At 65.0% G+C, this 371-nt stretch carries 1 pseudogene; it reads left to right on the forward strand.

Annotated elements, in window-relative coordinates:
* Nucleotides 1-371 (forward strand): annotated as a pseudogene (locus WCE05_RS26465) (hypothetical protein); the annotation flags it as partial.

Raw genomic sequence — 371 nt, forward strand, 5'->3', positions numbered from 1 at the left:
CACGCTAGGCGATGCCTGGCTCGCCGAGTTCCATGCCTTCGCCGCCACCGAAAAGCTTGAACTGGTGTGCGTCGATGACCAGTTGCAACTGGACGACCTGGCGCCGCCAGTGCTCGACCACATGGGCATGCGCACCCACCAGGGGCTGGGCTTCGAGCTGCAGCGCAACTTCTTCTTCAGCGATCACAAGATCTACTTCGCCACCTTCACCCACGCCCGCTGGGCCGAGGCACCGCGCGAGGAATACACCGACGAGAACGGCGAGCATCGGATCAGCCCGCCCTATACCTGGCATACCCCCACCGGGCTGTACCCCGTCGAACTGGCCAGCGAGCAACTGGCCCGCCACTTCGCCGAGGCCAAGGCCAGGT

The organism is Pseudomonas sp. I2 (assembly GCF_040984075.1).
GTDB lineage: Bacteria > Pseudomonadota > Gammaproteobacteria > Pseudomonadales > Pseudomonadaceae > Aquipseudomonas > Aquipseudomonas guariconensis_B.